Origin of the sequence: Aerophototrophica crusticola, assembly GCF_012913305.1 — a bacterium.
In the GTDB taxonomy this organism is placed as follows: Bacteria; Pseudomonadota; Alphaproteobacteria; order Azospirillales; family Azospirillaceae; genus Niveispirillum; species Niveispirillum crusticola.
Genome location: NZ_CP051775.1, coordinates 1,334,299 through 1,359,084 on the forward strand (window position 1 = coordinate 1,334,299; position 24,786 = coordinate 1,359,084).

At 68.4% G+C, this 24,786-nt stretch carries 24 protein-coding genes, 1 tRNA gene and 1 pseudogene; 11 read left to right on the forward strand and 15 right to left on the reverse strand.

Annotated elements, in window-relative coordinates:
• Window positions 1-6 precede the first annotated feature (6 nt).
• The 7 genes and pseudogenes from lexA to HHL28_RS06535 form a co-directional block, all read right to left on the reverse strand.
• A complete protein-coding gene (gene lexA / locus HHL28_RS06505; protein WP_075769432.1) occupies window positions 7-732 on the reverse strand; it encodes a transcriptional repressor LexA in 726 nt (241 codons plus the stop codon).
• 180 nt (window positions 733-912) lie between these two features.
• Window positions 913-2,112 carry a molybdopterin molybdotransferase MoeA gene (locus tag HHL28_RS06510; protein ID WP_075769433.1) on the reverse strand — a complete coding sequence of 400 codons (1,200 nt, stop codon included), beginning with the start codon at window positions 2,110-2,112 and terminating at the stop codon, window positions 913-915.
• The gene (locus HHL28_RS06515; protein WP_169654880.1) at window positions 2,109-2,873 is read right to left on the reverse strand and encodes a hypothetical protein; all 765 of its coding nucleotides are present in this window, start codon (window positions 2,871-2,873) and stop codon (window positions 2,109-2,111) included. Before HHL28_RS06515 ends, HHL28_RS06510 begins: the two co-directional genes overlap by 4 nt.
• Window positions 2,874-2,885: 12 nt before the next feature.
• Window positions 2,886-3,370: pseudogene (moaC, locus tag HHL28_RS06520) on the reverse strand (cyclic pyranopterin monophosphate synthase MoaC).
• A 3-nt stretch (window positions 3,371-3,373) separates the two neighbouring features.
• Window positions 3,374-4,183, reverse strand: a complete 810-nt coding sequence (gene trpC / locus HHL28_RS06525; RefSeq protein WP_075769435.1) for an indole-3-glycerol phosphate synthase TrpC — start codon at window positions 4,181-4,183, stop codon at window positions 3,374-3,376.
• Window positions 4,180-5,220 (reverse strand): anthranilate phosphoribosyltransferase, encoded by a 1,041-nt coding sequence (gene trpD / locus HHL28_RS06530; RefSeq protein WP_075769436.1) that lies wholly within the window; start codon window positions 5,218-5,220, stop codon window positions 4,180-4,182. The genes trpC and trpD overlap by 4 nt, the downstream gene beginning before the upstream one ends.
• Before the next feature lie 3 nt (window positions 5,221-5,223).
• Complete coding sequence (locus tag HHL28_RS06535) at window positions 5,224-5,817, reverse strand: anthranilate synthase component II (protein ID WP_075769437.1); 594 nt, start codon at window positions 5,815-5,817, stop codon at window positions 5,224-5,226.
• Window positions 5,818-5,952: 135 nt separating this feature from the next.
• On the opposite strand from HHL28_RS06535, the gene cueR reads away from it, so the two are divergent.
• From cueR to HHL28_RS06555, 4 genes are read left to right on the forward strand one after another with little or no spacing between them, the layout of a single operon-like run.
• Complete coding sequence (gene cueR / locus HHL28_RS06540; RefSeq protein ID WP_075769438.1) at window positions 5,953-6,375, forward strand: Cu(I)-responsive transcriptional regulator; 423 nt, start codon at window positions 5,953-5,955, stop codon at window positions 6,373-6,375.
• Window positions 6,372-7,538, forward strand: a complete 1,167-nt coding sequence (locus HHL28_RS06545; protein ID WP_075769439.1) for a divergent polysaccharide deacetylase family protein — start codon at window positions 6,372-6,374, stop codon at window positions 7,536-7,538. Before cueR ends, HHL28_RS06545 begins: the two co-directional genes overlap by 4 nt.
• A 34-nt stretch (window positions 7,539-7,572) precedes the next feature.
• The gene (locus HHL28_RS06550; RefSeq protein ID WP_075769440.1) at window positions 7,573-7,776 is read left to right on the forward strand and encodes a heavy-metal-associated domain-containing protein; all 204 of its coding nucleotides are present in this window, start codon (window positions 7,573-7,575) and stop codon (window positions 7,774-7,776) included.
• 6 nt (window positions 7,777-7,782) lie between these two features.
• Window positions 7,783-8,181, forward strand: coding sequence for a VOC family protein (locus tag HHL28_RS06555; RefSeq protein ID WP_075769441.1), 399 nt, complete (start codon window positions 7,783-7,785; stop codon window positions 8,179-8,181).
• An 81-nt stretch (window positions 8,182-8,262) separates the two neighbouring features.
• On the opposite strand, the gene HHL28_RS18410 is transcribed toward HHL28_RS06555, so the two are convergent.
• Together HHL28_RS18410 and HHL28_RS06560 are read right to left on the reverse strand one after the other, a co-directional pair.
• Window positions 8,263-8,424, reverse strand: a complete 162-nt coding sequence (locus tag HHL28_RS18410) for an alpha/beta fold hydrolase (protein ID WP_404326670.1) — start codon at window positions 8,422-8,424, stop codon at window positions 8,263-8,265.
• Window positions 8,421-9,227, reverse strand: coding sequence for an alpha/beta fold hydrolase (locus HHL28_RS06560; RefSeq protein ID WP_404326672.1), 807 nt, complete (start codon window positions 9,225-9,227; stop codon window positions 8,421-8,423). Before HHL28_RS06560 ends, HHL28_RS18410 begins: the two co-directional genes overlap by 4 nt.
• Before the next feature lie 108 nt (window positions 9,228-9,335).
• Here HHL28_RS06560 and mnmA point away from each other — a divergent pair, with 108 nt between their 5' ends.
• Together mnmA and HHL28_RS06570 are read left to right on the forward strand one after the other, a co-directional pair.
• The gene (gene mnmA / locus HHL28_RS06565; protein ID WP_075769443.1) at window positions 9,336-10,472 is read left to right on the forward strand and encodes a tRNA 2-thiouridine(34) synthase MnmA; all 1,137 of its coding nucleotides are present in this window, start codon (window positions 9,336-9,338) and stop codon (window positions 10,470-10,472) included.
• A 223-nt stretch (window positions 10,473-10,695) separates the two neighbouring features.
• Window positions 10,696-11,595 (forward strand): endonuclease/exonuclease/phosphatase family protein, encoded by a 900-nt coding sequence (locus HHL28_RS06570; RefSeq protein ID WP_404326674.1) that lies wholly within the window; start codon window positions 10,696-10,698, stop codon window positions 11,593-11,595.
• On the opposite strand, the gene HHL28_RS06575 is transcribed toward HHL28_RS06570, so the two are convergent.
• Together HHL28_RS06575 and HHL28_RS06580 are read right to left on the reverse strand one after the other, a co-directional pair.
• Window positions 11,592-12,203, reverse strand: coding sequence for an MSMEG_1061 family FMN-dependent PPOX-type flavoprotein (locus tag HHL28_RS06575; RefSeq protein WP_075769444.1), 612 nt, complete (start codon window positions 12,201-12,203; stop codon window positions 11,592-11,594). The two genes, HHL28_RS06570 and HHL28_RS06575, sit on opposite strands and share 4 nt — an antisense overlap.
• A gap of 158 nt (window positions 12,204-12,361) precedes the next feature.
• Window positions 12,362-12,436: transfer RNA gene (locus tag HHL28_RS06580), tRNA-Met, on the reverse strand.
• Window positions 12,437-12,954: 518 nt separating this feature from the next.
• On the opposite strand from HHL28_RS06580, the gene HHL28_RS06585 reads away from it, so the two are divergent.
• The gene (locus HHL28_RS06585) at window positions 12,955-14,364 is read left to right on the forward strand and encodes a hypothetical protein (RefSeq protein WP_169654886.1); all 1,410 of its coding nucleotides are present in this window, start codon (window positions 12,955-12,957) and stop codon (window positions 14,362-14,364) included.
• On the opposite strand, the gene HHL28_RS06590 is transcribed toward HHL28_RS06585, so the two are convergent.
• Complete coding sequence (locus HHL28_RS06590) at window positions 14,361-15,734, reverse strand: AmpG family muropeptide MFS transporter (RefSeq protein WP_404326677.1); 1,374 nt, start codon at window positions 15,732-15,734, stop codon at window positions 14,361-14,363. The two genes, HHL28_RS06585 and HHL28_RS06590, sit on opposite strands and share 4 nt — an antisense overlap.
• 212 nt (window positions 15,735-15,946) lie before the next feature.
• Here HHL28_RS06590 and HHL28_RS06595 point away from each other — a divergent pair, with 212 nt between their 5' ends.
• On the forward strand, window positions 15,947-17,356 hold the full coding sequence (locus HHL28_RS06595; RefSeq protein ID WP_075769448.1) for a class II 3-deoxy-7-phosphoheptulonate synthase: 1,410 nt from the start codon (window positions 15,947-15,949) through the stop codon (window positions 17,354-17,356).
• Window positions 17,357-17,626: 270 nt separating this feature from the next.
• The gene (locus tag HHL28_RS06600; protein ID WP_075769449.1) at window positions 17,627-18,889 is read left to right on the forward strand and encodes a Xaa-Pro dipeptidase; all 1,263 of its coding nucleotides are present in this window, start codon (window positions 17,627-17,629) and stop codon (window positions 18,887-18,889) included.
• Between the two features lie 88 nt (window positions 18,890-18,977).
• Here the strand turns inward: HHL28_RS06600 and HHL28_RS06605 are convergent, their stop codons facing one another.
• The 3 genes from HHL28_RS06605 to HHL28_RS06615 all read right to left on the reverse strand — a co-directional run bounded on the left by HHL28_RS06605 (window position 18,978) and on the right by HHL28_RS06615 (window position 22,136).
• Window positions 18,978-19,820, reverse strand: a complete 843-nt coding sequence (locus HHL28_RS06605; protein ID WP_075769450.1) for a protein phosphatase CheZ — start codon at window positions 19,818-19,820, stop codon at window positions 18,978-18,980.
• 16 nt (window positions 19,821-19,836) lie between these two features.
• The gene (locus HHL28_RS06610) at window positions 19,837-20,175 is read right to left on the reverse strand and encodes a response regulator (protein ID WP_404326884.1); all 339 of its coding nucleotides are present in this window, start codon (window positions 20,173-20,175) and stop codon (window positions 19,837-19,839) included.
• Between the two features lie 290 nt (window positions 20,176-20,465).
• On the reverse strand, window positions 20,466-22,136 hold the full coding sequence (locus HHL28_RS06615; RefSeq protein ID WP_075769452.1) for an NAD+ synthase: 1,671 nt from the start codon (window positions 22,134-22,136) through the stop codon (window positions 20,466-20,468).
• 190 nt (window positions 22,137-22,326) lie between these two features.
• Here HHL28_RS06615 and HHL28_RS06620 point away from each other — a divergent pair, with 190 nt between their 5' ends.
• Together HHL28_RS06620 and HHL28_RS06625 are read left to right on the forward strand one after the other, a co-directional pair.
• A complete protein-coding gene (locus HHL28_RS06620; RefSeq protein ID WP_083698837.1) occupies window positions 22,327-23,967 on the forward strand; it encodes an FAD-dependent oxidoreductase in 1,641 nt (546 codons plus the stop codon).
• 115 nt (window positions 23,968-24,082) lie between these two features.
• Window positions 24,083-24,712, forward strand: a complete 630-nt coding sequence (locus tag HHL28_RS06625; protein WP_075769453.1) for a hypothetical protein — start codon at window positions 24,083-24,085, stop codon at window positions 24,710-24,712.
• The last annotated feature ends 74 nt before the right edge of the window (window positions 24,713-24,786 follow it).

A 24,786-nucleotide genomic window follows, 5' to 3' on the forward strand; every position in this document is an offset into this window, starting at 1 on the left:
AGGGGATCAGTGGTAGCGGCGCAGCAGGCCCACCAGCTTGCCCTGGACGCGGACCCGGTCGGCGCCGAACACCCGCGTCTCATAGTTCGGGTTGCAGGGCTCCAGCGCGATGGAGTTGCCCTTGCGGCGCAGGCGCTTCAGGGTGACCTCCGCCTCATCCACCAGGGCGACGATGATGGTGCCGTTGTCGGCCCCGTCGCAGCGTTGGATGATTACGGTGTCGCCGTCCAGGATGCCGGCCTCCACCATGCTGTCGCCGGCCACTTCCAGGGCATAGTGCTCCCCGCCGCCCAGCATGCTGGCGGGAATCTCGATGCTGCTGCTGTTGTCGCGCATGGCCTCGATGGGCAAGCCCGCGGCGATGCGGCCATAGAGGGGCAGGGACACCGCCTCCGTATCACCCTTGGCCTCCCGGCCGGTGAGGTTGGCGCGGAAGTTGCCGGCGATCACGTTGGGCCGGAAGCGCGGGGAGGTCGCCGGCTCTGCCACCTTGGGCGTCACCACCCCGGGGCTCAACTGCTCCGGCAGGCGCACCACCTCCAGCGCGCGGGCACGGTGGGCGAGGCGGCGGATGAAGCCCCGCTCCTCCAGCCCGGTGATCAGACGATGGATGCCGGATTTGGACTTCAGGCCCAACGCGTCCTTCATCTCATCGAAAGAGGGGGACACGCCGCCGTCCTTCAGGCGCGTGTTGATGAAGAGCAGCAGTTCCTGTTGCTTGCGCGTGAGCATATCGCCCCCTGGTGTCGTACCCCGACTTATCTGTCCCACAAGATATAGAACAATCCCGGAACGTCAAGCATATGTTCTAGGTGTGTTCACGATTTGCGTCAAGGTATGACGGGGAATTACGTCGAAGTCGTGACAAAGACGATTCGGTGCGGCAGCTGGTCCTATGACCTGAGACTCGGATCAGACGTCGTCCAGGGGCAGGACTTCCACAACCGTCCCGGCAGGGGCAGCGGGCGCGTGGCGCGCGCGGAGGACCAGCCCGTCCGCCCAGGCGAGGCGGCTCAGCATGCCGCTGTCCTGCTTGGGGAAGGGGGTGGCGACGGGCATGCCGTCGGGGCCTGGGGCGAGGGTGGCCCGCAAATAGTCCTCCCGCCCGTCATTGGCCGGTAGGTCCGTGCCCGCCACGGCGCGGATGAAGCGCGGCTCGGCCTGGAGTCCCAGCAGGGCCAGCAGCAGGGGCCGCAGGAACAGCAGGGCGCAGACCAGGGAAGAGACGGGGTTGCCCGGCAGCCCCAGCACCGGCATGCCGTCCAGCCGGCCGAACATCAGCGGCTTGCCCGGGCGCATGGCGATCTTCCAGAAACCCAGGTCCAGGCCCCGGTCGCCCAGGACCTTGCGCACCAGATCATGCTCCCCCACCGACGCGCCGCCGCAGGTGACCAGCAGGTCGGCCCCGCGGGCACCGTCCAGGGCCTGGGACAGGGCGGTGGCCTCGTCCCTAGCGATGCCCAGGTCCAGCGGCTCCCCGCCCAGGGTCTTCACCAGGGCGGCGATGGCCAGGGCGTTGGAGCTGACGATCTGGCCGGGGGCGAGGGTATCGCCGGGCATGACGATCTCATCCCCCGTCGCCAGGATGGCGACCCGCGGCCGGCGGCGCACCTTCAGCCAGGGCACGTTCATGGCCGCCGCCAGGGACAGGTCCCGCACCCCCAACCGCCGCCCGGCCTTAAAACCGACGACACCGGCGGCGAAATCCTGCCCCGCCGGCCGGACCCAGCGGCCCGGGCCGGACCCGTCCTTGACCCGGACGGACTCGCCCAGATCGTCGCAATCCTCCTGCACCACCACCGTGTCGGCCCCGTCCGGCAGGGCGCCGCCGGTGAAGATGCGCACGGCGTCCCCCGGCCCCAGGGTCCCGGGGAAGGGCTGGCCCGCCGGGGCGCTGCCGATGCGGCGAAGCTCCACGGGCAGGGCCTGGATATCCGCCGTCCGCACCGCCCAGCCGTCCATGGCGGACACCGCCAGCGGCGGGTGGGTCAGCCGCGCCGCCACATCCTCCGCCAACACCCGCCCCAGTGCCTCCGTCAGCGCCACCTGCTCCGCCGGGAGCGGTACTACCCCGGCCAGGATGCGGGCGCGGGCCTCGGCGACGGGAATCATAAGGGCGGCTCCACCGCATCGATCAGTCCAAGAAGAAACTTGGCTTCACTTTCCGTGATGTTTTCAAGGGCTCTGTCATCATAGCCACAACTCAAGGGCGAAATGGAGTAGTTCTTGAATATGAAACGGAACAAGCGATGGAACTTATTCGAAAGGTAAATTGGATATACAATCGATCTCAAGTTTTCCTTCTGGCCATCTTTATAAACGTATATTTCTCTGTATGCGGATGCTTCCATTTGAGTCAAATTTGTTTCGACATTTATATATGTAAAATCTGGCACAGAGCCATACATTTTGCTTATAATTGGACAATCAAATTCTCTTGCCATCAATCCAGCATCCAGCATTGCCTGCACTAGGCCATTGATTGGCATGTAAGATACCAAAAATTCTTCCAGTTGTTTGGAGCAAGATTTATTTGTTTGGGAAAAATCTATTACAATTGCAAAACTTTCTTCCGGAATTGATTCAAGGTTCAATCGCACTAGTACAATGTGAGTGAACTTTTTGCTATCGCGAGCGGCAATCAAAGCTTGAGTCAGTAATGTCCTACCCGGCCCGTAATTCCCAAGTGAATCCAATTTCATCATCAAAGCTGACGCATTTGGTTGCCCATTGTTCACTGTTACGGCCAATGGAATGCATTCACGGTTTAGGAAAATACTGTTGAAATACAGCAGCAGTGGAAGCAGCGACACGCCTGCCAGAAAGCCAGCCCCGGCAAAGAAGACCGCCTTTGGCCACCGCCGCTTGCCCACCCCTGGTCTCCATTATTCCGCGGTAAACGTCCCACTCTTCCCCCGGCCTTGTAGGCCAGGCGGATGTCGGAGATGGCCATGGCTTTGTCCACGGCCTTGCACATGTCGTAGATGGTCAGCGCGGCGACGGAAACGGCGGTGAGCGCCTCCATCTCCACGCCCGTCCGGCCCTTCAGCTTCACCGTGGCCTCGATGTCCACGGCGTCTCGGGCGGGGTCCAGCGTGAACTCCACGGCCACCTTGGACAACAGCAGCGGGTGGCAGAGGGGGATCAGGTCCCAGGTCTTCTTGGCCGCCATGATGCCGGCCAGGCGGGCGACCTGCAGCACGTCGCCCTTGGCCATCTGCCCGTCGCGGATCAGCGCCAGGGTCTCCGGCTTCATCGTCACGGTGCCGCGGGCGGTGGCGACGCGCTCCGTCTCTTCCTTGGCGGAAACGTCCACCATGGCCGCGTTGCCCTTGGCGTCGAAATGGGTCAGGCGGTTCTCCTCGCCCATGGCTCAGGCCGCGTCGGTCAGGGTGGCGGAAAGCAGGGCGCGGGTCGCGGCGGTCACGTCCGGCTTGGCCATCAGCGATTCCCCCACCAGGAACCGCCGGGCGCCCACCTTGGCCAGTCGGGACAGGTCGTCCGGCGAGTGGATGCCGCTCTCCGCCACCAGGGCGCGGCCGGGGGGCACCATGGCGGCCAGGGCCTCCGTCGTGGCCAGGTCCACGGCCAGGGTCTTCAGGTTGCGGTTGTTCACGCCCAGCAGCCCGCCGGGCAGCCTCAGGGCCCGTTCCATCTCCGGCGCGTCATGCACCTCCACCAGCACGTCCATGCCGTAATGGGTGGCGGCGTCGTACAGGTCGCGGGCCAGCGCGTCGTCCAGGGCGGCCATGATGATCAGGATGCAGTCGGCGCCCAGGGCCCGGCTCTCCGCCACCTGGTAGGTGTCCACCATGAAGTCCTTGCGCAGGCAGGGCAGGTCCACGGCGGCCCGGGCGGCCTGGAGGTAACTGTCGTCCCCCTCGAAGTACGGCACGTCCGTCAGCACGGACAGGCAAGTGGCCCCGCCCGCCTTGTAGGCCTTGGCCAGGGTGGGCGGGTCGAAGTCGGCGCGGATAACGCCCTTGCTGGGGCTGGCCTTCTTGATCTCCGCGATCAGGCCCCAGCGGCCCACCCCCGTCACCAGCTCCAGCGCCCGGGCAAAGCCGCGGGGCGGGCTGGCGGCACGGGCGGCGGCGTCCAGAGAGGCGAGGGGGCGCACCACCTTGCGGCGGGCCACATGCTCCCGCTTGTCGGCGCAGATGCGGGCCAGGACGTCGGTCATTCGCTGATTCCCGGGGCGTGGGTGATGGCGACAAGCTGGTCGAGGGCCTTGGCTGCGGCCCCGCTGGCGATGCTTTCCGCCGCCAGGGCCACGCCTTGCTTGAGGTCCCCCGCCTTGCCGGCGACGATGAGGGCTGCCGCCGCGTTCAGTAGCACGATGTCCCTGTAGGGCCCCGTCTGCCCGGCCAGCACGGCGCGCAGGGCCACGGAATTGGCCTCCGCGTCACCGCCGCGAAGGTCGTCGGCGCTCGCGCGGGGCAGGCCGGCATCTTCCGGGGTGATCTCGAAGGACCGAACCGTGCCGTTCTTCAGCTCGGCCACATAGCTGGGGCCGGTGGTGGTGATCTCATCAAGCCCGTCGGAGCCGTGGACGACCCAGGCCGCCTCCGACCCCAGCCGGCCCAGCACCTCGGCCAGCGGCTCCACCCATTGCCGGGCGAAGACGCCCATGAGCTGCCGCTTGGCCCCCGCCGGGTTGGCCAGCGGGCCCATCAGGTTGAAGATGGTGCGGGTGCCCAGCTCCACCCGCGTGGGCGCCACGTTGCGCATGGCCGTGTGGTGCCGCGGCGCCATCAGGAAGGCGATGCGAGCCTCCCACAGCGCCTGGCGGACCAGGCCGAAGTCCGCGTCCAGGTTCAGGCCCAGGGCGCCCAAGACGTCGGCCGCACCCGATTTGCTGCTGATGGCCCGGTTACCGTGCTTGGCTACCGGCACGCCGCACCCCGCCACCACGAAGGCCACGGCGGTAGAGATGTTGTAAGTCCCGGCTGAATCGCCGCCGGTGCCGCAGGTGTCGATGGTGCCCGGCGGCGCCTCAATCCCGATCACCTTGGAGCGCAAGGTGCGGGCGGCACCGGTGATCTCCGCCACCGTCTCCCCACGCACCCGCAGGGCCATCAGGAAACCGCCCATCTGGGACGGGGTGGCGTTGCCGGACATGATGATGCCGAAGGCGTCCTCCGCCTCCCGCTCGGACAGGCTGGCCCCCGTGGCGACTTTCGCCAGCAGGGCCTTCATGTCGCCGATGTCGCCGGACATGGCTCAGGCGGCCTTGGCCGTGGGCCCGCGGGACAAGCGCAGGAAGTTGCCCAGCAGCTTGTGCCCATGCTCCGACGCGATGCTTTCCGGGTGGAACTGCACCCCGTGGATGGGCAGGTCGCGGTGCTGGAGGGCCATGATCATCCCGTCCGGCAGCTCCGCCGTCACTTCCAGGCAGGCGGGCAGGGTAGCCCGCTCCACGATCAGGGAATGGTAGCGGGTGGCCTTGAACGGGCTGGGCAGGCCCTGGAACAGGCCGGTGCCGGCATGCCGCACCTCGCTCACCTTGCCGTGCATGGGCTCCGGCGCCCGCACCACCTTGCCCCCGAAGGCCTGACCGATGGCTTGGTGGCCCAGGCAGACGCCCAGCAGGGGAATACGCCGTTCGGCCGCCGCGGCGATCAGGGGCAGGCAAATGCCGGCCTTGTCCGGGTCGCAGGGGCCGGGGGACAGGACGATGGCCTCCGGCTTCAGAGCCAGCGCCTCCTCCGGGGCCAGGGCGTCGTTGCGGCGCACCTCCACATGGGCGCCCATCTCACCCAGGTAATGCACGAGGTTCCAGGTGAAACTGTCGTAATTGTCGATCAGCAGCAGCATGGCGCGCCCAAATCCTTACGGGAAGGCTAACGTAGCGCCCGCGGCCCCCGATTTCCAGCCATCCGCGCCCGCGCCGCGGTTGCGGCTGCGTTGGGATTGAGGCAGGACTGGCCGCGAATTGGAGAGGGCCCCCCGATGAAGATCGGCACCGCCGCGGAACGCTCCGGCGTCCCGGCCAAGACCATCCGGTATTATGAGGAGATCGGCCTGATACCCTCGGCCGGGCGGGCTGGGAACGGATACCGGGATTATGACGAGCAGGACGTGCAGGCCCTGCGTTTCATCAGCCGCGCCCGCTCCTTGGGCTTCTCGGTGAAGGAGGTGGCCGGGCTGCTGGCGCTCTGGCAGGACAGGGACCGCTCGGCGGCGGAGGTGAAGCGGTTGGCGGAGGCGCACTTGGCGGAGGTCGACCAGCGCCTTGCCGACCTGCAATCCCTTCGGCGTACCCTGACCGACCTGGTCTCACAGTGTCACGGCGGTGACCGGCCGGATTGCCCTATCCTGGACAGCCTCGCCGCGTCAGGCGGCCCGTGCCACGCCACCCCAGACCATCAATGACCGAGACCCGCCGTCCCCCGGCCAAGCGCCCCCGCGCCAAGGCCGCCCCGTCCCGCGCCGGCAGCCGCTCCCGTGGCAAGGCCCGGTCGCAAGGGTTGCTCGCCCACCTGGACCGTCGCACCCTGCAGTCCCTGGCGGCGCTGCTGGGCTTTGCCGCCTTCGTGGTGCTGCTGGCGAACGTCTATGGCGACGGCTCGAGGGAAGCGCCCGGCTACACCGCCGTGGCGCCCGCCCAACCGGAGGCAGGGGAGGAAGAGTTGGCCGAGTTGGGGGAGGATGCCCCGACCCTGCCGCGGGAGGCCCCGACTGTTCCCCAGGTCCGCACCGTGCCTGAGCCTGCACCGGTGGCGCCCACGCCAGCCCCGCCCGCGCCCGAGCCTGCGAGACAGGTACCCACCCAGACGGCCATGCTGCCCCCGCCGGTACCGCCCCCGGCCGGGACGCCGCTCTGGAAGCGCAACGCCGTGCCTGCCCCGGCCCAGGATGGCCGGCCCCGCATCGTCATCGTCATCGACGACATGGGCCCGGACCGGAAGCGCAGTGACCGTGCCGCCGCCCTGCCGGGCCCGCTGACCCTGGCTTGGCTGCCCTATGCCCGGGATTTGCCGCACCAGGCCGCCGCTGCACGGCGCAACGGGCATGAACTGATCGTCCACATGCCCATGGAGCCGGACGGCAAGGGCGACCCCGGCCGCGACGCCATTCTGACCAAGCTGCCCGCGGCAGAGATCAAGGCCCGCATCGCCCGCAACCTGGCCGCCTTCGACGGCTATGTGGGCATCAACAATCACATGGGCAGCCGTTTCACCGCCAACACGGCCGGCATGGCGGTGGTCATGGCGGAACTGTCGTCCCGCGGGCTGCTGTTCCTGGACAGCCGCACCACGGCCCAGACCAAGGCGCCGGAGCTGGCGCCCCGCTACCATGTGCCGCTGGCATCCCGCGACGTTTTCCTGGACCATGAGATGACGCCCGCCGCGGTGGAGGCGGCCCTGGCCAAGGTGGAGGCCGTTGCCCGGACAAAGGGCACGGCAATCGCCATCGGCCACCCGCACGACGTGACCGTGGCCGCCCTGGAACGCTGGCTGCCGACCCTGTCGGCCAAGGGGTTCCAACTGGTGCCGCTGACCGCCACCATCCGGGCGCAACCGCCGGCCAGTTGAGCTGTTGGGCGGGGAGCTAGATGAGAGGACCCTGATGAGCCAGACCTATCGCGTGACCGGCATGACTTGCCAGGGCTGCGCCAACGCCGTGTCCAACGCCATCACCCAGCAGGCCCCAGGCGCCCGCGCCTTGGTCGACCTTAAGGCCGGTACCGTCAGCGTGGAAGGCCCCCTGGAGGAGTCCGCCGTGCGCAAGGCGGTGGAGGGGGCCGGTTTCGACTTCGGTGGTGCTGCCTGACCCGCCATGCCACTGCGCCTAGCCCTGGTCAGCCTGCTGGTCCGTGATTATGACGAGGCGATCGACTGGTACACCCGCTCCCTCGGCTTCGCCCTCGTGGTGGACACCGACCTCGGCCAGGGCAAACGCTGGGTAGTGGTCACCCCGCCGGGCTCGGACGGCACCGGCCTGCTGCTGGCCCGCGCCACCACGCCGGAGCAGCAGGCCGCCATCGGCAACCAGTCCGGCGGCCGCGTCTTCCTTTTCCTCCACACCGACGATTTCGCCCGCGACCATGCCCGCTTGGCAGCGGCAGGCGTGCGCTTCCTGGAGGCGCCCCGGCAGGAGGGGTATGGGACCGTTGCCGTGTTCGAGGACTTGTACGGGAACAGGTGGGACTTGATCGAGCCGCACAAGCCCGGCTGACCAAGGAAAGGCGTGCCGGAAAGGGGCTGTCATTGGCAAGGTCGAGCGTGGCTCAGGCTCAGCTCGACCAGCAGCTTGTCCTTACAATCCCTTGAGGAAGCTCAGCAAAGCCGCGTTCACCTCCTCCGGGGCTTCCTGTTGCACCCAGTGGCCCGCGCCCTCCACCAGGGTGGTGCCACGGAAGTCGCGGCAGGTCTTCGGCAGGTTGTCCACGGCCTTGTCCATGCCGGGCATGCGGATCACGCCGTCCAGGGAGCCGGCGATGAAGCAGGCGGGGATGGTGATGGGGCGCCGGCCCAGGGGGCGTTCAGCTCCCAGTCGCGGTCCATGTTGCGGTACCAGTTCAGCCCACCCCGGTAACCCGTTCTGGCGTAAGTCTTTCCATAGGTGTCCAGGTCTTCCTCGCTCAGCCAGTCGGGCAGGGTGTCGGCTTCGGGGGACGCGTCCAGCAGGCCCATGCCCGGCGGGATGATGGCAGGCCAGCTCTTGCCATGCTTCACGCCATAGCCGGAGGCGCCCACCAGCAGTCGGCGCTGCACCTGATAGGGATCGCGCTCCAGGTCCGCCTCCGCCACGCCGGGCTCCTGGAAGTACATCATATAGAAACGGGTCAGGCCCATTTTGCCCAACAGGCTGGGCAGGCTCTGGCTGCCGCGGGGGCTGTAGGGCACGGACAGGCCGGCCACGCCACGGAACAGGTCCGGCCGGTAGAGGGCGCAGTGCCAGGCGACGGGCGCGCCCCAGTCATGGCCCACCACCACGGCGCTGTCGGCCCCCAGCGCGCCCACCAGGGCCACCATGTCGCCCACCTTGTGCAGCATGCCATAGGCGTAGAGGTCGTCCGGCGCGTCGGTCAGGCCGAAGCCGCGCATGTCCGGCGCCACCACCCGGTAGCCCGCCTGGGCCAGGGGCTTCATCTGCCGCCGCCAGCTATAGGCCAGCTCTGGCCAGCCATGGCAGAGCAGGACCGGCGGCCCCTCGCCAAGCTCCAGGTAATGGATGCGGATGCCGTTCGCCTCGACGAACTTGCCCTGGATGCTGTCCATGCGTTTCCCCCTCCCAAATGCGGCTTGGCGCCGTCATGTGCCCAGCATAGCCGGGCCCCGCGCCGGCGGCGATTGTGGAACAGGCGGCAGTCCCTATATTCCGCCCCCATGAACTCGCTCGGCTTCGACAAGGCTCCCGGCGACACCCGCGTGGTGGTCGCCATGTCCGGTGGCGTGGACTCGTCCGTCACCGCGGCGATCCTGCGCCAGGAAGGCTATGACGTGGTGGGGATCACGTTGCAGCTCTATGACCACGGCATGACCGTGGGCAAGAAGGGCGCCTGCTGCGCCGGACAGGACATCTATGACGCGAAGCGCGTCGCCGATGCCATTGATATTCCTCATTATGTCCTGGATTATGAGAGCCGGTTCCGCCAGTCGGTGATCGAGGATTTCGCCGACAGCTACCTGCGGGGGGAAACGCCGATCCCCTGCGTCCGTTGCAACCAGACGGTCAAGTTCAAGGACCTGCTGGCCCAGGCCCAGGACCTTGGCGCCGACTGCCTAGCCACCGGCCACTATGTCCGACGGGAAGGCGGGGTGTCCGGCGCCCACATGCTGCGCGGTGCGGATTCCAGCCGGGACCAGAGCTACTTCCTGTTTGCGACGACGCAGGAGCAGCTCGACTATCTGCGCTTTCCCCTGGGCGATAAGCCGAAGGCGGAGACGCGGGCCATTGCGGACCGGCTGGGACTGCCCGTGGCGGACAAGCCCGACAGCCAGGACATCTGCTTTGTCCCCACCGGCGGCTATGCCGCCATCGTGCAGAAGCTCCGCCCCGGGGCCATCGAGCCGGGGGAGATCGTGCATGTGGATGGCCGCGTCATGGGCCGGCACCAGGGCGTCATCAACTATACCGTCGGCCAGCGCAAGGGCCTGGGCATCGGTGGCCGCAAGACGGCGGAGGGGGAGGAGCTGGACCCCCTCTACGTCGTCCGGCTGGAGCCGGAGAAGCACCGTGTCGTCGTCGGGCCGCGCACGGCATTGGCGCGCGACGTCGTGCTGGTGAAGGAGGTCAACTGGCTGGGCCCCGACGCCGTGGGCGTGCCCCTGCCGGTGGCGGTCAAGCTGCGCAGCGCCCAGCCGGCGAGCCCGGCCACCGTGCTGTTGCATGGCGACGGCACAGCGCGGGTGGAGTTGGAGCAGCCCCAGTACGGCGTCAGCCCGGGGCAGGCCGCCGTCTTCTACCAGGGCGACCGGCTGCTGGGCGGTGGCTGGATCAGCGGCACGGCCTCGCGGGCTTGATCTCTAATTATACCAAGGGTTTGACCGGTATTTCCTGAATTGCCGGGTGAGGGAGGATTCGTGCGACGGTCGGCGTCGTAGTCCGGCAACCCTTGAGGTGTCATGGCATGTCGAGCGGCAGCCTTTCCGTCCCCTTGGTCAGACACAAAACCCTCATCTGCGCTCGATTGTATGTAGTTGCCTCGCGAGGCATAGTGCGGCCCTCTACCAAAGGGAGTCGCCCGTGCGTAAGTTCGCTTTGATTGCAGTGACCAGCCTGTTCCTCACCGCCTGCGCGAGCCAAGGGCCGGGCGGTCCGGCGGAGGTGAAGCTCGCCACTTGGAACATCGGTTGGCTGACCGACCGGACGGCGGAGATCAACGCGGACAACCGGGACCCGAACCGGGCCATCTACCAGCGCACGGCCGCGGATTATGCCCGGCTGAAGGGCTATGTGGGCCAACTCGGTGCCGACGTTGTGGCCATGCAGGAGGTGGACGGGGCAGAGACCGCGGCGAAGATTTTCGACCGCAAGCGCTACACCGTGGTGATGAGCGAGGAGGGGGACTACCAGCGCCCCGGTTTCGCGATCTCGAAAGGCATCAAGTTCACCCGCAACCCCGATTTGGCGGAGCTGGATGTCTTGGCCGGGCAGAAGCGCTCCCTGCGCCGGGGCGTGGACGTGACCCTGCACCTGGCCGGCGGCGACCTGCGGCTGCTGGCCGTACACCTGAAGAGCGGCTGCTTCACCCCGGGCCGGTCGGGGGAGGCCTGTGACCAGCTCCAGCAGCAGATCCCGTTCCTGGACGCCTGGATCGACGCCCGCCAGAAGGAAGGCGTGGCCTTTGCCGTGCTGGGCGACTTCAACCGCCGCTTCCCCGCCGGCGACCCGCTTTGGGCGGCCCTGGACGACGGGCCGACGCCCCTGGTCCGGGTGACGGAGGGCAAGAAGTCCACCTGCTGGGGCGGCCAGTACCCTGACTTCATCGACCATATCGTCCTGGGCAACGACGCCCCGAAGCACTTGGTCCAGGACAGCTTCGCCGTGCTGACCTATGCGGAGACGGACCGGGCGTTGCAGAAGGCCCTTTCCGACCATTGCCCGGTGTCGGTGCGACTGAAGGCTGGCGGGGCGGTGTCCTAGTACATCGTCTGCCGCTGCCGTTCAGCCAATGCCGCGTCATAGGCAGCACCCCCCTCCCGGCCGGCGCTGGCCTCGGCCAACATGACGCCCGCGGTCGGGAGGGTGCCGAGTGCCCGGAAAGTGGCCGGGTCCCACAGGCCGGAGCGGGCCACCGCGCGGGCGCACTGGAAATAGACGCTGCGGATGCTGACCCTGACGACCACCTTGGGTGCCTTGCCATCCACGGCGAAGGTGGCGTTCAGGGCCTCGTCGGCCAGGATCTCCGCCGTGCCATTGACACGCAGGGCTTCCCCGATTCCGGGAGTCAGGAAGATCAGGCCCACCTGCGGGTCGTGCAGGATGTTGCGCAGGCTGTCGATTCGGTTGTTGCCCCGCCTGTCTGGCAGCAGCAGGGTGCGTTCGTCCGCCACCCGAGCCAGTTCCCCCAGACGGTCTCCCCTGGGGCTGCAGTCCAAGCCCTGCGGCCCGCGGGTGGCCAGCACATAGAATGGGGAGGCTTCCAGCCAATCCCGATAGGCCGGGGTCAGGTGGTCGGCCACCTTGAGGACGGAAGCCGCGCCGGGCCGGCCATAGAGGCGGTCCAGTTCCGCCGGGTCGGTGATTCGCACTGGTATCCTCCCATCATCCTTTCGCGCCAGCTTAGGGGCATGGCAGCGGGGCAGGGAAGCGGATAGCCCATGCGGCGGGGCGGGGGCAGGGCGGCGGGGGCAGCCCGGAAACAAGAAGGGCGCCATCGCCATGCCGGCGAGGCGCCCTTCTGTCCGATTGGTAGCACCGGGGTGATTTGAACACCCGACCAAGGGCTTATGAGTCCCCTGCTCTACCCCTGAGCTACGGTGCCCCAGGGCCGGGCCGCAGCCCGGTGAGGCCGGTGATGTAGTGAAATCGATCCGGCCTGTCAAGCACTGCGGTGACGGCTTCCGTCGGAGGGCGGCGGAAGGGGCACATCCCCGGCCACCGCCTCCTTCAACCAGGCGCGATACTGGCCCAGCCGGGTGCCATCATGGCCCGGCCAGCCGGCGCGGCGGGCCGACTCCTCCGCTTCCCGTTGGGTTGCGGCCCAGCAGGTCAGGACGGTTCGCTTACCCTCGGCGTTCAGCCATTGGAACTCGAAGGGGATGGGGCCGGATGGTTCGCTCATCGCCGGGGGGGCTGTGACGGGGTCCTATGCCGGGGAGCATGGGGCGGGCCAGCCCTGCTGTCCAGGGTTGCGGCTGCGGGACGATTTGGTGGCGGAACCGTCGGTCCTGCCGGCTGAGACAAGCGGCGGGCTGCCATGGCTGGCTGTCCCCGGCCGTGGCGGGAGCGGGGTCAAGGCTGTAGGCTCCGCCGGAATACCCCTTCCGGTCGGTCCATCCCATGCTCGGCATCCTCCTCGCCCCCCTGCGCTGGCTGTTCCGGCTCGCCTTGTTCCTGCTGATGGCAGCCTTGCTGCTGCTGTTCGCGCTGCCCTATGCGGTGGACTGGCCGGGCCGGGCGAAGACCCTCCTGGCGGCGGTGAACAACGCCAACCTGCCCGGCGTGCGGGTGCAGGCCAGCCCCGACTCGGTCATCGGCTTCCCGCCCCGGCTGGTGGTGCGGAACCTCGCCCTGTCCGATGGGCCCGGGGGACCGCCGGCCCTGGTCGCAGGCACGGCCTATGTGGGGGTGGATGCCCTGGCCTCTCTCCTCGCCGGCGGGGTGGTGGTTAAGGCGGTCATCGAAGACCCCGTGATCCATGCCGATCGTCCCCTGGACCTCCAGCGGGTGACCCAGGCCGTCTCGGGCGCGCTGGGCGTGCCGACCCAACTGGTGCTGGCGGGTGGGGAGGTGGTGACGGCCGGCGGCCGCAGCACGGTGGATTTGGGCCCGGCCGAGACCCAGGTCGCAGCCCTTCCGCCCCCGGATACCATTGGACAATCTACCCCATCGGAGACGCGTCCAGCCGCGCCGGGGGGTGCGGTGGCAGGTACCGACCTCCGCGCCAATAACGGTGCGGTGGGCATCTCGCAGCCCGGGGCAGTCGGGCAGCCGGGTAACCCGGCGCGGCCAGGAACCGCGAGCGGCAGCCAGGGCGGGGCGGGAAGCGCCATTGCGGGCGGCGTTGCGGCCGGGGAGGCTTATGGTCGGGCACAGGGAACCGAGGGCACTACGGCGGGCCGGACGGTGCCCGGATCGGAGGCGACGGCAAGTGCCGGGCGTCCCGGTCCCGCCGGCGGCGCAGCCTCCAGCCCTGGAGCGGGTGGTACGAATGTGGGCCCCAGCGCGGCGGGCCCGTCAGGAGCGCAGCCAGGAACAGCAAGCGGCGGTTCTCCCCGTCCCGGGAACGGTGCGGGACCAGTCGGTATCGCGCAGGGCGGTGGGACGCAGGCCACGGGCTCCGGCGGAGGTGAAGCGATCGCCGCACAGGGCGGGCTTGCCGGCGTCGTCGGCGGCCTGTGGAACGACCTGTTCGGGGAACACCCGGGGCAACAGGTGACCGGTGGTGGGGCGGGGATGGCCGGTCAGCCTGGCTATAACGGAAGCGGGGCAGATGTCGGGCCTGGCGGGCAGGGTGCCTATTCGCCCGTCGGTCCGTCGGCCGGGTCCTTCCCGGCAGAGGCCGGGAGCGGCAAGGGTCCTGGACGGGCGAATGTCCCGGGCGGCGGCAGCAATCCCGGGCTGGCCGGCGGTGGGGCTTCCAGCCCAGCCTTTCCAGGCGGGCGCGGGCCGGTGGTGACAGAGGGGTTCAGCCCCATCCCGGTGCCGGACCAGCCCGGGGTATGCTTCTGCCCCTGCCGGGGCGGCTAATCCTTGGGCTGCCGCCGGGCCAGCAGGATACATAGCAGCAAGGCCGGCAGGCCCATCAGGGCGGTGCCGGCGAAGAACAGGGCATAGGCCGTCATGGTGGGATAGGCGGCCCCCAACCCCTCCACGATCCCGCCGGAGAAGCCCTTTAGGAACTTGCCCAGCAGCGTATAGAAGGAGCTGAGCAAGGCGTATTGCGTGGCTGTGTAGCCCAGGCTGGTCAGGCTGGACATGTAGGCGATCAGGGCCGTGCCCGCGAACCCCGTCGCCACATTGTCCACCACCATGACCGCGGTGAAGATGGGCAGGTCCGGCCCCGACAGGGCCAGGACGCTGAAGGCCAGGTTGGACCCGGGGCCCAGGATGGCGCCCAGCACCAACGTCTTGCGGAAGCCCAGCCGCACGGCGCAGATCCCGCCCAGCGCCACGCCGGCGACGGAGGCCCAGAGGCCGGCGGTGGCGCGGACGGAGCCCACCACTTCCTTCGTCAGCCCCACATCCACATAGAGCGGGTTTGCCATGGGGCCCATCAGGAAGTCCGGCAGGCGGTACAGGCTGATGGCCGCCAGCATCAGCAGGGCCATGGCCCCATGTGTGCGGAAGAACGCCTCGAACGGGCCCCAGACGGCATCCAGCAACCCCCGGCCGCTCCACAACGGCGCCGCACCCAGCTTGGCGGCAAGGACGACACGGGTGGGTTCGTGCGCCAGCAGCGTGGCGCCCAAGCCGATGGCCATGGCGGCACCGGCGGCGGCGTAGGAGGTGGCCCAGCCCACCTGGGCCGCCAGGATCAGGATCAGCGCGTCCGTGGCGATCAACGCTGCCCGGTAGCCCAACTGGTATGCGGCGGAGAGCAGCCCCGTCTCATCCGGGCTGGCCGCCGCCTCGATCCGCCAAGCGTCCACCACCACGTCCTGGGTGGAGGAGGCGAATGCCGCCACCAGGGCAAACGTCGCCAACAAGCCCAGTCCCGCCCCTGGCCCCGTGGCCGCCATGCCGAACAGGCCAGCGGCGACCAGCACCTGCGACAGGGCCATCCAGCCCCGCCGCCGGCCCAGGAACCGGCCGAAAATGGGCGCATCCACCTTGTCCACAAAGGGGGCCCAAAGAAACTTCAGCGAATAGGCAAGGCCGACCCAGGACAGGAAGCCGATGGTGGCCAGGTCCGTCCCGCCTTCCCGCAGCCAGAAGCCCAGCGTGTTGCCGGTGAGCATGAAGGGAAGGCCGGAGCTGAACCCCAGCAGCAGCATGACCAGCACCCGCGGCTGCCGCAGCGCCCGCAGCACGTCGCGCCAGCCGGCGGCCTTCCTGGCGGTGTCAGCGGCCGGAGCAGGGGCCGCCACATCGGCGGCAGTCGAGCTATGCGTGGACAAGGGGGATTTGGCCCTGGCAATCGGTGGCGGTCGACCCCAGCAGTATAGAAGGGCGCCTGGGACACAGGTAAGCTATTTGCGTACGAAGATTGCGCAAAACGCAGGTGTTCCGGACTGGAAAATACCAAGGCGCTTCCGGTAGAACGGTCGTCCCCCGATGCCGCGCCGCGGCAGGGGTTGGATCAGAAGTATTTGGAGCAATGGGGTCTATCATGCCGACGGAATCGAACGCCGCCCTCGCGTCTGGCCGCTGGTCGCCGGACAGCTGGCGCTTCAAGCCGGTGCGGCAGATGCCCCGATACCCGGATGAGGCCAAGCTGAAGGCGGTGGAGGAACGGCTGTCCAACTACCCGCCCCTGGTCTTCGCCGGGGAGGCGCGGCGACTGAAGTCCGCGCTGGCCAAGGTGGTGAAGGGGGAGGCGTTCCTGCTCCAGGGCGGGGACTGCGCCGAGAGCTTTGCCGAGTTCCACCCCAACAACATCCGCGACACCTTCCGCGTGCTGCTGCAGATGGCCGTGGTGCTGACCTTCGGCGGGGCCACGCCCGTGGTGAAGGTGGCCCGCATGGCCGGCCAGTTCGCCAAGCCCCGCAGCGCCGACACGGAAATGGTGGGCGGGGTGGAGCTGCCCAGCTACCGCGGCGACATCATCAACGGCCCGGAGACGACGCCGGAGGCGCGGGTGCCCGACCCGGAGCGGATGGTGCAGGCGTACAACCAGTCCGCCGCCACCCTGAACCTCCTGCGCGCCTTCGCCCAGGGCGGCTATGCCGACCTGCACAAGGTCCATGCCTGGACCCTGGACTTCGTGGAGAAGAGCCCGGCGGGGGAGCGGTACCGCGACCTGGCCGACCGGCTGGATGAGACGCTGGAGTTCATGGCCGCCTGCGGCATCACCGGGGAGACGACACCTCAACTGCGCGAGACGGAGCTGTTCACCAGCCATGAGGCGCTGCTGCTGCCCTATGAGCAGGCGCTGACCCGCATCGACAGCACCACGGGCGACCGCTACGACGTGTCGGCCCACATGCTGTGGATCGGCGACCGGACCCGCCAGCTTGACGGCGCCCATGTGGAGTTCCTGCGCGGGGTAAAGAACCCCATCGGCCTGAAGTGCGGCCCGTCCATGGACCCGGACGACCTGATCCGGCTGATCGACGTGCTGAACCCGGAGGACGAGCCGGGCCGTCTGACCCTGATCGTGCGCATGGGCCATGATCAGGTGGAGGCCAAGTTCCCGCCGCTGCTGCGCAAGGTGCTGCGGGAGGGGCGAAATGTCGTCTGGTCCAGCGATCCCATGCACGGCAATACGGTGAAGAGCAGCTCCGGCTTCAAGACCCGGCCCTTCAACCACATCCTGGGTGAGGTGGGCAGCTTCATGGATGTCTGCCGGGCGGAGGGTGCCCACCCCGGCGGCGTGCATTTCGAGCTGACCGGCCGGAACGTGACGGAGTGCACCGGCGGGGCCGTGGGCATCACCGAGGCTGGATTGGCCGACGCTTATGACACGGCCTGCGACCCCCGCCTGAACGCCAGCCAGTCGCTCGAACTGGCCTTCCTGCTGGCAGAGCAGCTGAAGAAGGCCCGGGCCTTGCAGCCGAAGGTGCGGGTGGCGGCGGAGTAAGGGGGGGGCGCTCACCCCATCATCGAATCCCCGATGTCCTGCCTCCCCCGCGAAGGCGGGGGTCTACAGTTCTTGACCCAGCCTGCACTTTCACCGTGGCCGAAAAACTGTGGACCCCCGCCTTCGCGGGGGAAGCGGCGAGGCTCGGGTGGGGCCGATATCGCTGCGCTAGCAATCCAATGATCGCAATCCCCTAGACGCCGTTCTTCGCTTGACCCCACAGCGCGTGTTCCCCTACGGCTTCCAAGGACACGAACCGAGGGGACCCTCATGCGCGCCGCCCTGCTTGCCACCGCCCTGACCCTGGGCGCCCTGCCGGCCGGGGCGCAGACGGTGATGGTGACCGCCGATCGCATGCTGGACGTGCAGGCAGGGCGCTATCTGGAGAAGCCTGCCCTGCTGGTGCGGGATGGGCGAATCGTTGAGGTCGGCACCCAGGGCCAACTCGCCGCGCCGGCGGACACGGAGATCGTGAACCTGGCCGGGCTGACCATCCTGCCCGGCCTGATCGACATGCATGTACACCTGACCGGGCGGCACGACATGCACGGTTTCCGCCGCCTGGAACAGAGCCCGGTCGATGAGGCCATCAACGGCGTGGTGCATGCTGAGCGCACCCTGAAAGCCGGATTCACCACGGCCCGCAACGTGGGGGCCGGTGGCTATGCCGACGTGGCGCTGAAGAAGGCCATCGACCAGGGGCGGGTGCCGGGGCCGCGGCTCTGGGTCTCTGGCCCGTCCATCGGGGCCACCGGCGGGCACTGCGACAACAACCTGCTGCCGCCCCGATTCCAGGCCAAGGGCGACGGCGTGGCCGACGGGCCCTGGGGCGTCACCCAGAAGGTGCGGGAGAACCACAAGTACGGCGCCACCCTGGTCAAGGTCTGCGCCACCGGCGGCGTCATGTCCAAGGGCACGGCCGTGGGCGCGCAGCAGCTTTCGGATGAGGAGCTGAGAGCCATCGTGGAGGAGGCCAAGCGACTGGGCCTTCGCACCGCCGCCCATGCCCACGGGGTGAACGGGGTGAAGGCGGCCATCCGCGCCGGCTTCGACACCATCGAGCATGCCAGCTTCATCGACGACGAGGGCCTGCGCCTGGCCAAGGAGCGAGGCACCTGGCTGTCCATGGACATCTACAACACCGAATACATCCTGGGTGAGGGGGAGAAGGCGGGCATCCTGCCGGAAAGCCTGGAGAAGGAGCGCCTGACCGGCCGCATCCAGCGGGAAAACTTCGGACGCGCCGTGAAGGCCGGGGTGAACATCGTCTTCGGCAGCGACGCCGGCATCTATCCCCATGGGGAGAACGCCAAGCAGTTCAGCCGCATGGTCAAGTTCGGCATGACCCCGTTGCAGGCCATCCAGGCTGCCACGGTGAACGCCGCCAAAGCGCTGGGCGCGGAGGAGGAGGTGGGCGCCCTGGCGGTGGGCCGCTACGCCGACATCCTGGCCGTAAAGGGTGACCCGTTGGCCGACATCTCCGTGCTGGAGCGGGCGGAGGCTGTGGTGAAGGGTGGGGTGCGGGTGAAGTAGGTCGGGGTGACCAACGGGAACCCCGACATGAAATGGCATAAGGCCGTGCAGTCGGGGTTCGGTTGATGCCTCACCCCGACCTAGGGGGTTACGGGAACAGGTCGTCCACGGCTGACTGGCTGAGGGTAGCGGCGGCAGGCTTGTCGTCCTCCGGCTCCGGCGCGGGCTCCGCGGGCTTGGGTGCGGTGGCGGGCGGGGTGGCCGTCAGCGGGTCGGCGCTGGCCTGGACGGAGGCGGCAGCACCGGCCAGCAGCATGTCGATGGCATCCTGGTTGATGCCGCCCTTGGCGCCGGGGCCATGGATCAGGTGGGCGTCGGGGCGGGTGTCCTGCGGCCCCTCGTCGGACGAGGCCTCCACCGGGTCCAGGTCACCCCAAATGGAGATCATGGCGTGGACCCGCCGCTCGATGTAGCGCAGCGTGTTCACCACCTTGGTCATGCGCTGCCCGGTGATGTCCTGGAAGCTGCAGGACATCATGATCTCCGTCACCTCGTTGTCCAGGGTAGCGGCCAGGTCGGGATGGGGCAGGCGCAGCCGGTCGGCCACGGACTGGATCCGCTCGGCACCGCCCAGGATCTCCGTGGTGGCGCGCTCCGTCGCCTCCAGGATGGCGTCCAACTCCTCCGTCGCCATCAGGATACGGTTGGCGGAGGGATCGTCCGGCTTGAGGGAGGCAATCTCCCGCCGGGTCTGGGCGATGTGGGAGGAAAGCTCCTGCAACTCCCGCCGCAGGATCTTGATGTGCAGCTTCGAGTCCGGGTCGGGGTTGTCCCGATGTTCCCGGAACAGGCGGCGGACATCATCCACCGCCACCACCCGGTGCCGCCGGTCCCGCATGCGCAGGAAGGCACGGCCCCGGGCGCTGGACAGCAGCGCGTCCTCGATCTGCTCGTACTCGAGGTCGGAAAGGTCGGCGATCAGGTCCGACACAATTCTACCCTGGTGCTCAGCCGATGGCGCCGAGGACGCTCTCGATCTTCTTCTTCAGGGTGTCGGCGTTGAACGGCTTCACGATGTAGTTGTTCACGCCGGCTTCCTTCGCCGCGATGACGTTCTCCGTCTTCGACTCGGCGGTGACCATGATGAAGGGCATGGCCTTCAGGCGGATGTCGGCCCGGACCTCCTTCAGGAGTTGGAGGCCGGTCATCGGCTCCATGTTCCAGTCGGAGATCACCAGCCCGAAGCTCCCCGCGCGCAGCTTGGCCAGCGCGTCGGCACCGTCACCGGCTTCCTCGATCTTGGTGAAGCCGATCTGGGTGAGCAGGTTCCTGATGATGCGCCGCATCGTCGCGTAATCATCGACAACCAGCACCTGGAGATTGGTCACGGACACGCGGGAGCCCCCACCTGGACAGTTTGCACGGATCAGCCCGGCCCACCGCGGCCGGTGCAGACCTTATCTCAGAAGAGGGTTAACCGGAGGTTCCCACCGGTCGTCCCGTACCCCTTCCGAACGGCTTGCAGGCCGGCACTTTGGTCGGCAGGGCAGGGGCTTGTCAAGACGGGCGAAGCGTTTGGCGCACTTCATTCCCCTTTCTTGCCCCGCTGACACGGGTCTTGCGGGCCAGTTCCGCGTCACCCCTCCTTGGCCAGGGACAGGAAGCCCGAGGTGATGGGGTAGCGGCGGTCCTTGCCGAAGCTGCGGCGGGTGACCTTGACGCCTGGGGGCGCTTGGCGGCGCTTGTACTCGGCCCGGTCCAGCATGCGCCAGACCCGCTCCACCGTTTCCCGCCCGTGGCCGCGGGCGACGATCTCCGCGATGGAGAGGTCGTTCTCCACCAGGCACTCCAGGATGTCGTCCAGCTCGTCATAGGGCGGCAGGGTGTCCTGGTCGGTCTGGTTCGGCTTCAGCTCCGCCGTGGGGGCCTTGGTCAGGATTCGCTCCGGGATCACCCGGCCGGCGGGGCCTCGGGCGCCGGTGGGCAGGTTGTCGTTCCGCCAGCGGCACAGGCGATAGACCATGGTCTTGTACACGTCCTTCAGGACCGAATAGCCGCCGCACATGTCGCCATAGAGGGTGGCGTAGCCCACCGACATCTCCGACTTGTTGCCGGTGGACAGGACCATGGCGCCGAACTTGTTGGACAGCGCCATCAGCGTCATGCCGCGGGCCCGGCTTTGCAGGTTTTCCTCCGTGATGTCCGGGTCGCGGCCGGCGAAGAAGGGGGCCAGCATGGATTCATAGGCCTTCATCGCCGGCTCGATGGCGATGGAGTCGATCCGGGCACCGATCAGCTCCGCGCACTCCGCCGCGTCCTCCAGGCTTTCCCGGCTGGTGTAGGGGCTGGGCATCATCACGCAGTGCACCCGGTCCGCCCCCAGCGCGTCCACCGCCACCGTGGCGGAGATGGCGGAGTCGACTCCGCCTGACATGCCCAGGATCACTCCGGCGAAGCGGTTCTTCTCCACATAGTCCCGCAGGCCCAGCACCATGGCCTGGTAGGTCGCCTCCTCATCCCCCGGGGGTGGGGTGAACTCGCTGGAGCTGGCCACCCAGCCATCGCCAGCGCGCTGCCAGTGGGTGATGGCCACATGCTCCCGGAAGGCGGGCAACTGGGCCGCCACCGAGCGGTCGGCGTTCAGCACGAAGCTCGCCCCGTCGAACACCAGCTCATCCTGGCCGCCCACCTGGTTCAGATAGACCAAGGGAAGGCCCGTCTCCGTCACCCTCGCCACGGCCAGGTTCAGGCGGGTGTCAGCCTTGTTGCGCTCGAACGGGCTGCCATTGGGGACGACCAGGATCTCCGCCCCCGTCTCGGCCAACGTCTCCGCCACGTCCGGTGTCCACATGTCCTCGCAGACCATGACACCCAACCGCACGCCCCGGAAGTTCACCGGCCCCGGCAGCGGGCCGGGGGAGAAGACGCGCTTCTCATCGAAGGGGCCGTAATTGGGCAGGTCGTGCTTCACCCGCACGGCAGCGACGGCACCGCCGTCCAGCAGCAGGGCGGCGTTGTGGCGCTTGCCGTCCACCCGCCAGGGGGCGCCCACCAGCAGGCCCGGGCCACCGTCCGCCGTCTCTGCCGCCAGGGCCTGTACCAGCGCTTCCACCCGGTCCATGAAGAAGGGCTTGAGCACCAGGTCCTCCGGCGGATAGCCGCAGACCGACAGTTCCGGGAACACCACCAGGTCGGCGCCGCGGGCCGCGGCCTCCGCCCTTGCGCGTCGGATCAGCTCCCCGTTGGCGGGCAGGGCGCCCACCGTGGGGTTCACCTGGGCAAGGGCGATGGTCAGGCTGTCGGTCATCGGAATCTCCACGAGGGCTGGGGCCCTTATACTCATTGCGAGCATATCAAGCCTATGCTCAGGATGAGCATAAGTGTCAAGCCCGCCGCGGGCACTCTGCCATATCGGGCGGGCCCGCCAAGACCGGAACTTACGGGGGAGGGACCTGTTCCCGTGCCGCGGATGGAACGGATCGGGACGGAGGCTGGACATGGCCGAGGCGTATAGGGGTACCGGCGTCACCAAGAGCCTGTGGATGGACACGGCACCCCTGCCGGAGGGGCCCCGCTCCATGCCGGAGGTGGACCCGCCGCCCCACGAATCCGGCCTGGACATGGCGTCCGCCGCCGCTTTCGCGCCGCCGGACTTCCTCAGCCATCAGGATACCCCCATCGACGTGGTGGTGGTCGGCGCCGGCATCTCCGGCCTGACCACCGCCTACTTGTTGGCGCGGGAGGGACGGCAGGTCTGGGTGCTGGACAAGGGTCCGGTGGGCGGCGGGGAGACCAGCCGCAGCACCGCCCACCTGGCCACCTACAGCGACGATGACTACCAGTTCCTGGAGGAGCAGCACGGGGAGGAGGGCGCCCGGCTGATCGCCGAGAGCTATGTCGCCGCCCGCGACATGGTGGGCCGCATCGCCCAGGCCGAGGGCATCCAGTGCGACTACCGCCGCCTGGACGCCTACCTGTTCCTGGGCCCCAACGACGGTCCCGACTACCTGCGCAAGGAACTGGATGCCTGCCATCGGGCTGGGCTGGGCGACACCGAATGGGTGGAGGATTTCCGGCTGGGCGAGGGGTATCGCGGCCCGGCGCTGCGCTTCCCCGACCAGGCCCAGTTCGACCCGCAACGCTATGTGGTGGGAGTGGCGCAGGCCATCGAGAGGCTGGGTGGCAAGATCTTCTCCGGCCAGCACGTGACGGGCATCGAGGGTGGCCAGTGGGCCACCATCACCCTGGCCGACGGGCGGACGATGCGGGCCGACAACTGCGTCGTCGCCACCAACTCCCCCATCGTCGACAAGGTGAAGATGCACACCAAGCAGGCGCCGTACCGGACCTATGTGGTCTGTCTGGCGGTGCCCAAAGGGTCCGTCGAGCCGGCCCTGTGGTGGGACACGCGGGACGTCTACCATTATGTCCGGCTGCAAGCCGCCCAGGACCAGGGCGCGGAAGACAACCTGATCGTGGGCGGTGAGGACCACAAGGTGGGTGAGGCCCATGACATGGAGCAGCGCTTCCTGCGGCTGGAGGACTGGGCCCGCAAGCACTTCCCCATGGCGGGCCAGGTGACCCACCGCTGGTCCGGGCAGGTGTACGAGCCCTTTGACGGGCTGGCCTTCATCGGGCGCGACCCGGCCAACACCGCCAACATCCTGATCGCCACCGGCGACAGCGGCCAGGGCACCACCCATGGCACCATCGCCGGCATGCTGCTGACCGACCTGCTGCAGCACCGTCCCAATGCCTGGGCGGGCCTGTACGACCCGTCGCGCAAGCCCACCAAGCACCTGACGGAATACCTGACTGAGAACCTGGACGTGGCCCGGGAATACGCCAAGGGCCACCTCGGTCCCAGCGAGGCCAGCAGCGAGGCCGCCATCCCCGTCGGCCACGGCGCGGTGATGCGGGAGGGCGGCACCAAGGTGGCGGTCTATCGCGGGGAGGACGGCACCTTCACCCGGGTCTCGGCGACCTGCACCCACCTGGGCTGCACCGTGCATTGGAACGAGCTGGAGCGCAGCTGGGATTGCCCCTGCCACGGCAGCCGCTTCACCCCCGACGGCACCGTCATCGCCGGGCCGGCGGTGACGGCACTGAAGCCGGTGGACCACACGGGCCAGGGTTGATCCGGAGATAGGCTCGCGGGGTGGGACGGCGCGTCCCACCCCGGCCTTGCGGTTGCGGGCGGGCGGCTTGGCGGCTAGGGTCCGGCCCCATCCCAAGCCCCCACGGACCCGTCCCATGCGCCTGCCCCTGATCCTGTCCGCCGCCGCCCTGTCGCTGGCGTCACCCGCCCTGGCTGCCAAGCTGCCACCGCTGAGGGCGGAATATGCGGCGGTGCAGACACTGGTGGTGAACAGCGCGAAGACGGAGGCCAAGCTGGCCCATTCCCGCGGCAAGGAGCGGAGGGAGACCACGGTGGACGGACTGGCCAACCTGCTGCTGCTCCGCCCGGACAAGGCCAAGGCCTGGGTGGTCCAGCCGGAATCGGGCATGGCCATGGAGCTGACCCCCATGGACCCGGAGATCGGCATCGACCCCTCCGCGCTCGCCACCCTGGAAGGGGAGCCGGCGGGTAAGGAGAAGGTGGCGGGACTGGATACGGTGAAGTACCGGGTGCAGGACGTCTTCGCTGAGGGCGGTGGGTTTGACGGCCATGTCTGGTCCACGGAGGACGGCATCTATGCCAAGGTGGAGGGCACGGCCACCGACGGCGGCGAACCCGTCGCCGTGCGCATGGAGTTGCGCGAGGTGAAGCGCGGACGCCAGGACCCGGCGTTGTTCGAACTGCCCGCCGGCGTGCGCCTAATGGACATGGGCACCCTGCCGGACCGTGTGCCGGCGCCGCCCGCGACTCCGGGTAAGCCGTGAATTCTCCCCCGCGGGTTGCGGGGGTCAGTGCAAGGCTGATTCCGCTAAGCGGTGATGTACTGGATGCCTGAGGC